The sequence below is a fragment of the Dietzia sp. B19 genome, from assembly GCF_014145155.1.
Lineage (GTDB): Bacteria > Actinomycetota > Actinomycetes > Mycobacteriales > Mycobacteriaceae > Dietzia > Dietzia natronolimnaea.
Map to the genome: position 1 here is coordinate 1 of NZ_JAALED010000529.1, position 10101 is coordinate 10101.

Below are 10101 nucleotides of genomic sequence, written 5' to 3' on the forward strand. Positions count from 1 at the left end.
GCGTCAGATCCGGTCGACCAGCAGCTTGGCGAAGGCGGCGGGGTCGGCGAGCGTGCCCCCCTCGGCCAGGACGGCCGCGCCCGAGAGCAACCGCGCCGTGTCGGCGAGGCCCGGGGCCGACGGATCCTCGGAGTACTGAGAGCGCAACCGCTCGACCAAGGGATGCGAGGGGTTGAGCTCCAGGATCCTCTTGCTCACGGGCAGCTCCATGCCCGAGGCCCGGTACATCGCCTCGAGCTGCGGGGTCATGTCGAACTCGTCGCCCACCATGCAGGCCGCGGACTCGGTGAGCCGCTGCGACAACCGCACCTGCTTGACCTCGTCGGACAGCTCCTCGCCCAGCCACTCGAGTAGGCCGGTGAACTCCGCGGAATCCGCCTGGCCCTTCTCCTCCTCGACCGGGGAGCCGATACCGGACAGGTCCACGTCGCCCTTGGCCACCGAGCGCAGGCGTCTGCCGTCGACCTCGCCGACCGCGTCCACCCACACCTCGTCGACCGGGTCGGTGAGCACCAACACCTCGACGCCCCGCGCCCGGAAGGCCTCCAGGTGCGGGGAGTTCTCCACCGCCGCGCGGGACGTGCCGGTGAGGTAGTAGATCTCCTCCTGCCCCTCGGCCATGCGGGAGACGTACTCGGCGATGGTGGTGCCCACCTCGTCGTCGTCGCCCCCGGTGGCCTCGTCGGAGGCTGCACGAGTGGACGCGAAGGTGCTCACGGCGAGGAGCTGCTCCCGGGCGTCGACGTCGGAGATCAGGCCCTCCTTGAGAACCGCTCCGAAGTTCTTCCAGAACGAGCGGAACTCCTCCGGACGGTCGGTCCTGATCTGCTCGATCGTCTGCAGGGCCCGCTTGACCAGGCGCTTGCGGATCGCTCGGATCTGGCGGTCCTGCTGCAGGATCTCGCGCGAGACGTTGAGCGAGAGGTCCTGGGCGTCGACGATGCCCTTGACGAAGCGCAGGAACGGCGGCACCAGCTCCTCGCAGTCGTCCATGATGAAGACTCTGCGGACGTAGAGCTGGACGCCGCGCTTGGTATCCGGGGAGAAGAGGTCGAACGGCACCTGCGTGGGCAGGAAGAGCAGTGCCTGGTACTCGAACGTCCCCTCGGCCTTGAGGGTGATGGTCTCCAGCGGCTCGTCCCAGGCGTGGGAGACGTGACGGTAGAACTCCGAGTACTCCTCGTCGGTCACCTCGGAGCGGGGCCGCGTCCACAGCGCCTTCTGGGAGTTGAGGGTCACGGTCTCGGTGAGGGTGTTCTCCGCGGCGGGGTCGTTCCCCTCGTCGTCGTCCCCCGTCGGCTCCGGTGCCGACCTCTCGACCTCCATCCGGATCGGCCAGGCGATGAAGTCCGAGTAGGTGCGCACGACCCGGCGCAGCGTGGACTCCGCGGCGTAGTCGGGCAGCGCCGCGTCCCCACCGGCGGGCTTGAGCTGCAGGATCACCGAGGTGCCCTGCGGGGCGTCCGGTGCCTCCTCGATCGTGTAGGTGCCCTCGCCGCCCGAGGTCCAGCGCGTACCCGTGGCCTCGCCGGCCTTGCGCGTGACCAACGTGACCGCGTCGGCGACCATGAACGTGGAGTAGAAGCCGATGCCGAACTGGCCGATGAGGTCCGCGGTGACCTGCTCACTGGCCTCGCCCGACTCCTGCGCCGCGCGGGCCGCGGCGAGGGCCTCGCGCATCTGACCGGTGCCCGACTTGGCGAGCGTGCCGATGAGGTCGACCACCTCGTCGCGGGACATCCCGATGCCGTTGTCGCGGATCGTCAGCGTCCGTGCCTGCTCGTCGGGGATCAACTCGATGTGCAGGTCCGAGGTGTCGACCCCCAGCGAGGAATCCTGGAGAGCTGCCAGTCGCAGCTTGTCCAGGGCGTCGGAGGAGTTGGAGATGACCTCTCGGAGGAAGGTGTCCGGGTTGGAGTAGATCGAGTGGATCATCAGATCCAGCAGCTGCCGGGTCTCTGCCTGGAACTCCCGGGTCTCGGCTGCGCCGGAGGTCTGCGGGCTCATGGTGGCGAGGGTTCCTCTCTCTGTGATGGGCGGGTCTGTGGGATGGGCGGGCGCGCCCCGTGAGGGCACCTCCACCGGACCGGTCACGACGTGCTGTTCACGACGACACGATCAACCTACTGTGGGGTCCGGACATTCCGGAGGAGCCCCCGTGACCGAGAACCCGCTGCCCCACGACCACCTGGCCGTCCTCGACGCCGCCACCGAGCTGTTCGGGCGGGCGCTCGCCGACGGGCTCGACGGCGACTGCGGGTCGTGCCCCGGATGGAGTCGCCGGGACTGCGCCAACCACGTCCTCGGAGGCGGTCTGCGGTACGCGGCCTATTTCCCGCGCCTGCCGGAGTCCGAGATCGGTTGGACCCGGACAGCGGACCATGCCGGCGACGACCCCGTGGGTGCGCTGTCCCGTACCTCCGCCGGGCTTCGTGACCGGCTGGCCTCGGCCCCCGACGCCGATGAGCTGGTCGCCCACCGGCTCGCGGAGATCCCCGTCCGGGACCTGCTGGCGCTGCGGGTCTTCGAACTCGTCGTGCACGCCCATGACCTGCGCGGAGAATCATGGGAGTCCGACGAGGCCGAGACGCTCGCCGGCTGGGTGCTCGAGAACGGGCGGGACGTGGTGGAGCTCATGCGCACCTTCGGGGTGCTGGCCCCGGCGCGATCCGTGGGACCCGATGCGGACGCGCGTGCCGGGCTGCTCGCGGTGGCGGGCCGCGACCCCGGTTGACGGACACCGCCGCCCACCTTGCGCACACGCTCACCCCGGTCGGCGGAGGGCGATATTTCTCGTGACTGCGGCCGGCGACCGGTCTAGCGTCGATCATGCGGAGAACACCTCAGGCACGGGCCGGGGCGCGCAGGCGAGAGGATCCGCGATGGCCATGCAGTCCAGCCCCTACATCTCCTTCCCGGGTAACGCCTCCGAGGCGTTCCCGTACTACCGCGACCTCTTCGGTGGCCGACTCGACCTGATGACCTACGACCAGATGCCGCCGATGGAGGGAATCCCGTTCACCCCGCCGTCCGGGTCGGTCGCCCACGCGACGCTGGAGGCCCCGGGCATCACCCTCACCGGTGGCGACGCCATGGGCGAGGACCTGCCCCGGCTCGCCAGTGACGTCTACTCGTTCCTGCTCGCCTTCGACACCACCGACGAGGCCCGCACCTTCATCGCCACCGTGGCCGACGACGGGGGCGAGCTGGCGATGCCGTTCGAGGTGGCTCCCTGGGGCGACCACTACGGTCAGGTCCGGGATCGGTTCGGCATCCGCTGGGACGTGGTGGTCGACGGATCGGCCGGGTGATTTCCGGCTGACCGCCCCGTGACACCCGTATCGATCACCTCCGCTTGTTACGGTTCAGCCATGGATATCTCCGGAGCAAGTGCAATCGTCACGGGCGGTGCGTCGGGAATCGGCGCCGCCGTCGTCCGTCAGCTCGCCGCGCAGGGTGCGAAGGTGGTCGTCGCCGACCTCAACGCCGAGAAGGGTGAGGCCCTCGCAGGCGAGGTCGGCGGCGTGTTCGTGGCCGTCGACGTGACCAAGACCGAGGACAACATCAAGGCCGTGGAGGCCGCGCTCGAGCTGGGCCCGCTGCGATACCTGGTCAACTCGGCCGGCATCGGCTGGGCGCAGCGCACGATCGGCCGGGACGGCGAGTTCGCCTCGGCCTTCGACATCGACTCGTTCCGCAAGGTCATCGACATCAACCTCGTCGGCTCGTTCGACATGCTCCGACTGGCCGCCACGGCCATGTCCCGCGGCGAGGCCGACGAGGACGGCCAGAAGGGCGCGATCGTCAACATGGCCTCCGTCGCCGCGTTCGACGGGCAGATCGGCCAGGCCGCGTACTCCGCGTCCAAGGGCGGCATCGTGGGCCTGACCCTGCCCGTGGCCCGTGACCTGTCGGCCGCCGGGATCCGCCTCAACACCGTCGCCCCCGGCCTCATCGACACCCCGATCTACGGCGAGGGCCCCGACTCGGAGGCGTTCAAGGCCAAGCTGGGCGAGAGCGTCCTGTTCCCCAAGCGTCTCGGCTCGGGCGACGAGCTGGCGTCGATGGTCATGGAGCTGCTCACCAACCCGTACATGAACGCGCAGACCGTGCGCGTCGACGGTGGCATCCGGATGCCACCGAAGTGAGCTGACACCGCAGTGGGCTGACACCTCAGTGCGCTGACACCGCAGTGCGCTGACCCCTCAGTGCGCTGACCCCGGGTCGCCCCGGGTACACGACGGCCCCGCCGGATCGGATTCCGGCGGGGCCGTCGTGCGTATCCAGGGCCCGGCGTACGGCCACGCCGCGCCCGTCCCTCACTGTTCACATCCTCGGACCGCAGCCGCTCGTGTCCCTGAACTCTCGCCTGCGCAACTGCGCAGGCCGGTGTTCATCGAGACGGGCGCCTGCCCCGCAGGTGTACAGGCGCGGGAGCAGATGCCCGCCCGCCCGCCCGGGGGTGTCAGGCCCTGGCGCGGCGCTTCTTCAGACGCCCCTCGAGGTAGACGGCGAGCTTGGTGAGCGTGTAGTTGATGATCACGAAGAGGATGCCGGCCACGATGTACGCGGGAACGGTGTTGGCGTAGGCGGAGCCGAGGGTCTTGGACCAGTTGAGCAGCTCCAGGTAGGTGATGCCGTACCCCAGTGCGGAGTCCTTGAGGACGACGACGAGTTGGCCGACGAGGGCCGGGAGCATGGCCGTGAGCGCCTGGGGGAGCTGGATCGAGCGCAGCACCTGCCCCGGGGTGAGCCCCACCGCGAGTCCCGCCTCGGTCTGCCCCGAGGGCAGACCGTGGACTCCCGAACGGACGAGCTCCGCGATGACGGCACCGTTGTAGAGGGTGAGCGCGGTGACCACCGCGGCCAGCGGCGCGTGCTGATTGGGCACGATGTTCGAGGTGGCGAAGTACCCGAAGTAGGCGAACACCATCATCAGCAGCACCGGGACCGAGCGGAAGAACTCCACGATCACGCTGCAGAACCACCGCAGTGGGGCGAACGGCGAGAGCCTGCCCATGCCGAAGAGCAGCCCGAAGATCACCGCGAGGACGATCGAGATGGCCGCCGCGGTGAACGTCCCCTTGAGACCGGGGATCAGGTAGGAGGTCCACACCTCCGGGTCGGTGACGAACGGCTCCCACATGAACGCCTGCAGCTGGCCGGCGGCCTCGAACTGGATGTAGACCACGTAGGCGATGCCGACGGCGATCAGGGCACCGATCACCGTGAAGATCTTGTGGCGGAGGCGGGCCTTGGGGCCCGGGGCGTCGAACAGGACGGCCTGGGTGCTCATCGCTTCACCGACAGCTTCCGTGAGAGGGACGTGGTCCAGAGTCCGATCGGGAGGGTGAGGATCACGAACACCATGGCGAAGAAGAAGAACGTCGGCAGGCTCGCGCCCTCGTTCTCCGTGATCACCTGGAGCAGCCCCGCCGAGTCGCCCACGCCGATGACGGCGGCGACCGTCGAGTTCTTGATGAGAGCGATGATCACCGAACCCATGGGTGCGATGGACCCTCGGAACGCCTGCGGGAGGATCACCTCCCGCAGCGACTGCCCGAACCCGAGTCCGATGGACCGGGCGGCCTCGGCCTGGCCCACCGGGACCGTGTTGACACCGGAGCGCAGGGCCTCGCAGACGTACGCCGCGTGGTAGACGGCGAGCATGATCGCGGCCCACCAGAAGGCGTTGCGGGCGAAGTCGTCCGAGACGGACAGCTGGAGGATGAAGGACAGGCCGAGGATGCTGAACACCATCAGCAGCGTCAGCGGCAGGTTCCGGAAGATGTTGACGTAGGAGGTGCCGAGTCCGCGGAGGACGGCCACCGGGGAGACCCGCAGGATCGCGATGATCGTCCCCAGCACCAGTGCGCCCACCGTCCCGAGGAGCGAGAGCTGAATGGTGACCCACACCGCCCCGAGGACGTCATAGTCGGCGAAGATATCGCCCATGGTCCACCTTCCGTCATGAGGTGTGGAGGGCCTCCGCGCCACCGTTCACCGGTGGCGCGGAGGAGTTGTCAGGTCAGATCAGGCGCAGGCGTCCGGGTTGGGCGGGTTGCCCTCTCCCGGCTCGAAGCCCGCCGCTCCGAGGTTCTCCTCGACGGCCGCGTCCCAGCTGCCGTCGGAGATCATCTCGCGGATGGCCTCGTTGATCTGCTCGCACTTCTCCGTGTCGCCCTTCTGGATACCGATCCCGTAGAGCTCCTCGGAGAAGGGGGATCCGACCACCTTGAGCTGACCCTGGTACTGGTCCTGCGCGGCGTAACCCGCGAGGATCGTGTCATCCGTGGTGAGTGCGTCGACCGCGTTGGAGACCAGTGCCGAGACGCACTCGGAGTAGGTGCCGAACTCCTGGAGGTTGACCCCCGGGACCTCCTCCTGGACGTTCTGCGCCGAGGTCGACCCGGAGACCGAGCACAGGCGCTTGCCGTCGAGCGACTCCGGCCCGGTGATGCTGTCGTCGTCCGCGCGGACCAGGAGGTCCTGGCCGGCGATGAAGTACGGTCCGGCGAAGTCGACCTTCTCCTTGCGGGAGTCGGTGATCGAGTAGGTGGCCACGATCATGTCCACCTGCCCGGTCTCGAGGAGGGTCTCGCGCTGCGCGCTCGGTGCCTGGACCCACTCGATGTCCTCGGCGGGGGTGCCGAGCTTCTCGGCCACGTAGGTGGCCACGTCGACGTCGAGCCCGTTGTAGTCGTTGCCCACCTTCAGCCCCAGGCCCGGCTGGTCGAACTTGATGCCGATCCGGAGCTGGTTCTCGCCCCCGTCATCGTTCCCGCACGCGGCCAGGCCGAGAGCCAGGGTGACCGCCGCTGCGGCCGATCCGATCCGTCGGAAGTTCATGTGTTCTCCTCGTGAAATGGGTGGGTCGAGATCTGGGGGAGGTGATTCTGGAACGGGGGCCCGGTTCGGGGGTGGTGAGCGGACCCGAGCCGACTCAGTTGGTCAGGATCTTGGACAGGAAGTCCTTGGCACGGGCGCTCTGCGGGTTGGTGAAGAAATCCTCAGGGGTGGCCTGTTCGACCAGTTCCCCGTCGGCCATGAAGATGACGCGGTCGGCGGCCTTGCGCGCGAATCCCATCTCGTGGGTGACCACGACCATGGTCATCCCGGACCTCGCCAGCCCGGTCATCACGTCGAGGACCTCGTTGATCATCTCCGGGTCCAGGGCGGAGGTGGGCTCGTCGAAGAGCATGACCTTGGGGTCCATCGCGAGGGACCGCGCGATGGCGACACGCTGCTGTTGACCACCCGAGAGCTGGGCCGGGTACTTGGACGCCTGGTGCTCGACACCCACCCGCTCCAGCAGTTCCATCGCCCGCTTCTCCGCGACGGCCTTGGACTGTTTGCGCACCTTGATGGGGCCGAGGGTGACGTTCTCGAGGATCGTCTTGTGCGCGAACAGGTTGAACGACTGGAAGACCATGCCGACGTCCGCACGGAGCTTGGCGAGCGCCTTGCCCTCCTCGGGCAGCTCCTTGCCGTCGATGGTGATCGAGCCCGACTCGAAGGTCTCGAGCCTGTTGATCGCCCTGCACAGCGTCGACTTGCCCGAGCCCGAGGGGCCGATCACGACGATGACCTCGCCCTGATCGATGGACATGGTGATGTCCTTGAGCGCCTGGAAGTCACCGAAGTGCTTGTTCACGCCTGAGATCTCGACGAGTGCCATGGGAGCGATCATAGGCGGCTGAGGATTCATCGAGGATCGACTCGCCGATTGGACCTTTCCGGTCGACAACCTCACCGACCCTCCGTACCGTCAACCCATGGCGATATCAGACGTGAAGGAATACGCCCATCTCTCCGCCGAGGACGTCGAGGCGATCGGTGAGGAACTCGACGCGATCCGCCAGGAAGTCGTGGACTCGCTCGGCGAATCCGACCGCCGGTACGTGCAGAACACGATCCGTCTCCAGCGCGGACTGGTGGCCGGTGGCCGGGCGGTCCTCCTCTTCTCCGGGTACCGCCCGGCGTGGCTGGTGGGGACCGGGATGCTGGCCGCGGGCAAGATCATCGAGAACATGGAGCTCGGCCACAACGTGATGCACGGGCAGTGGGACTGGATGAACGACCCGGTCATCCACTCCACCACCTGGGAGTGGGACATCGTGGGCACCTCCGAGCACTGGAAGGCCACTCACAACCATCACCACCACACGTACACCAACATCATCGGGATGGATGACGACGTCGGGTACGGCGTGGTCCGTGTGACGCGTGACCAGCCGTGGAACCCGGCGTACTCGCTGAACCTGGTGTGGAACACCATCCTGGCGTTCACCTTCCAGTGGGGCGTGGGGGTCCAGCACCTCGAGATCGCGCCGGGCACCATCAACTCGTCCGGCCGGGCCGAGCAGAAGCGGCGCATCGGGCAGTTCCTGCGCAAGGCCCGCCGTCAGGTGGGCAAGGACTACGTGTGGTTCCCGCTCCTGTCGGGCCCCAACTGGAAGTCGACGATGGCCGCCAACGCCACCGCCAACGTCATCCGGAACCTGTGGTCCAACGCCGTGATCTTCTGCGGGCACTTCCCGGACGGTGCGGACAAGTTCACCCTGGAGGACCTCTCCGAGGAGACCCAGGCGCAGTGGTACCTGCGTCAGATGCTCGGCTCCGCCAACTTCACCGGAAGCCAGCTCACCCACTTCATGTCGGGCAACCTCTCGTACCAGATCGAGCACCACCTCTTCCCCACCATCCCGTCCAACCGGTACGGCGAGATCTCGGAGAAGGTCCAGGACGTCTGCCGTCGCTGGGATCTGCCGTATACGACGGGTCCGCTGTACAAGCAGTACTGGCAGTCGTGGCGCACGATCGCCAAGCTCTCGCTGCCCGACCGCTTCCTCAAGGCCACCACGGACGACGCGCCGGAAACCAGGTCGGAGCGCATGTTCGAGGGTGAGCCGCGGACCTACGACGATCACGCGGGCCCCCGGTCGGGCCTGGTCACCGCTCTCAAGCACCGGACCGACCCGAATCAGCTCCGGCGCCTGACCCGCACGGTCTGACGGTGGCGGACGACCGGCCGGACGAGGGAGCTACCTCCGGCGACCGGACGCCGAGCGTCGACGAGACGCATCGGCGACCACCCGGCGCGACCGACGCCGAGGTGGAGGCCGCAGGCACCGCCACCGAGGCACTGGAGTACGTGGAGCGGGCCCGGGGGCACCTCTATGACCTGCACCAGCTGATCGGGCGCGCGGACATCCTCTACCAGCAGGCCGCGGATCAGCTGGAGGCGGTCGGCCGGACCGAGCTCGCGGAGCTGATCCGGACCGAGATGGTCGGGGTGAACGTCCTCCACGGGCGGTGGACGTTCCAGATGGTCGAGGAGTTCGACGACGGGTTCTGGACCACTGCCCGAGAGGTCAGCAAGGCCGTCCGGGACGAGGTCACCGACGGGCGTCGCCACGTCTACGAGGCCGAACTCAAGGAGCGGAACCGGTCCGCGGGCACCACGGGTCATGAGGCGACCCCGCGGGAGAATCTCTGACCTCCGCGGGGTCGGCCGGTGTCAGCCGGTCCGGTGTCGGCCCGCCATGGCGTGCCGTTCGGACTCGGTCGTCCCACCCCAGACCCCGTAGAGTTCCTTCGATTCCATGGCGAACTGCCGACAGGGGTCGAACACCGGGCAGCCCTGACAGACGGCCTTGGCCCTCTCCTCCTTGCGACGGCGTTCGCCCTTCGATTCGTCCTCTGCGCTGTAGAACAGGTCTTCGAGATCGATGCAGGCGGCATCGTCCCGCCACGACCAGAACTCCGCAGTGGGTTCGAGGTTCCTGTATCTGGGCACGGCGCCTCCTTCCCGCGACGCTGAAGTGCCCTGCCATGAGCCCTGGATGTTCAGAACGCGGTTGACTCCATCCTGACAGTCGACGCGGCGAGGTCAAACGGAAATTAGCGAGCGTAGGCTAACCTTTCTCGGCAAAAGTCGACGGGGGCTGCGCTTTTCGGAGCCTGTGGCCAGAGGTTAGAGTTCGGCAATTCTCCGGGGCCGACTCTTCATCTGCTGAGACGAGTGGCGGAAGTGGGCCTCGTCAGCTGCCGAACCGGGCCGTCGTCGCCCCGCGGATCACCTCGGCGGCGCGGGCCGCC

Annotated in this window: 11 protein-coding genes; 5 read left to right on the forward strand and 6 right to left on the reverse strand. The window is 67.9% G+C overall.

Translation table 11 applies throughout. The annotated features are described in order from the left end of the window. Positions 1-3: 3 nt before the first annotated feature. The gene (htpG, locus tag G6020_RS14435) at positions 4-2007 is read right to left on the reverse strand and encodes a molecular chaperone HtpG (protein ID WP_182611089.1); all 2004 of its coding nucleotides are present in this window, start codon (positions 2005-2007) and stop codon (positions 4-6) included. 151 nt (positions 2008-2158) lie between these two features. On the opposite strand from htpG, the gene G6020_RS14440 reads away from it, so the two are divergent. The 3 genes from G6020_RS14440 (at position 2159) to G6020_RS14450 (ending at position 4148) form a co-directional block, all read left to right on the forward strand. Continuing rightward, positions 2159-2734 (forward strand): maleylpyruvate isomerase N-terminal domain-containing protein, encoded by a 576-nt coding sequence (locus G6020_RS14440; protein WP_182611090.1) that lies wholly within the window; start codon positions 2159-2161, stop codon positions 2732-2734. Between the two features lie 148 nt (positions 2735-2882). Further along, complete coding sequence (locus tag G6020_RS14445) at positions 2883-3311, forward strand: VOC family protein (RefSeq protein WP_179523723.1); 429 nt, start codon at positions 2883-2885, stop codon at positions 3309-3311. 60 nt (positions 3312-3371) lie between these two features. Beyond that, positions 3372-4148 (forward strand): SDR family NAD(P)-dependent oxidoreductase, encoded by a 777-nt coding sequence (locus G6020_RS14450; RefSeq protein ID WP_179523724.1) that lies wholly within the window; start codon positions 3372-3374, stop codon positions 4146-4148. Between the two features lie 317 nt (positions 4149-4465). Here the strand turns inward: G6020_RS14450 and G6020_RS14455 are convergent, their stop codons facing one another. From G6020_RS14455 to G6020_RS14470, 4 genes are all read right to left on the reverse strand, one after another. Continuing rightward, positions 4466-5296, reverse strand: a complete 831-nt coding sequence (locus tag G6020_RS14455; RefSeq protein WP_179523725.1) for an amino acid ABC transporter permease — start codon at positions 5294-5296, stop codon at positions 4466-4468. Continuing rightward, complete coding sequence (locus G6020_RS14460; RefSeq protein WP_095718779.1) at positions 5293-5955, reverse strand: amino acid ABC transporter permease; 663 nt, start codon at positions 5953-5955, stop codon at positions 5293-5295. The genes G6020_RS14455 and G6020_RS14460 overlap by 4 nt, the downstream gene beginning before the upstream one ends. Before the next feature lie 78 nt (positions 5956-6033). Beyond that, positions 6034-6849 (reverse strand): glutamate ABC transporter substrate-binding protein, encoded by an 816-nt coding sequence (locus G6020_RS14465; protein ID WP_095718778.1) that lies wholly within the window; start codon positions 6847-6849, stop codon positions 6034-6036. A 94-nt stretch (positions 6850-6943) separates the two neighbouring features. Continuing rightward, positions 6944-7678, reverse strand: a complete 735-nt coding sequence (locus tag G6020_RS14470; RefSeq protein ID WP_095718777.1) for an amino acid ABC transporter ATP-binding protein — start codon at positions 7676-7678, stop codon at positions 6944-6946. A gap of 97 nt (positions 7679-7775) precedes the next feature. Here G6020_RS14470 and G6020_RS14475 point away from each other — a divergent pair, with 97 nt between their 5' ends. Both G6020_RS14475 and G6020_RS14480 read left to right on the forward strand, forming a co-directional pair. Continuing rightward, positions 7776-9014 (forward strand): fatty acid desaturase, encoded by a 1239-nt coding sequence (locus G6020_RS14475; RefSeq protein ID WP_182611091.1) that lies wholly within the window; start codon positions 7776-7778, stop codon positions 9012-9014. 2 nt (positions 9015-9016) lie between these two features. Continuing rightward, entirely contained in the window at positions 9017-9499 is a 483-nt protein-coding gene (locus tag G6020_RS14480; RefSeq protein ID WP_182611092.1) for a hypothetical protein, read from the forward strand. 21 nt (positions 9500-9520) lie between these two features. On the opposite strand, the gene G6020_RS14485 is transcribed toward G6020_RS14480, so the two are convergent. Then, a complete protein-coding gene (locus tag G6020_RS14485; protein ID WP_179523730.1) occupies positions 9521-9799 on the reverse strand; it encodes a WhiB family transcriptional regulator in 279 nt (92 codons plus the stop codon). Between the last annotated feature and the right edge of the window lie 302 nt (positions 9800-10101).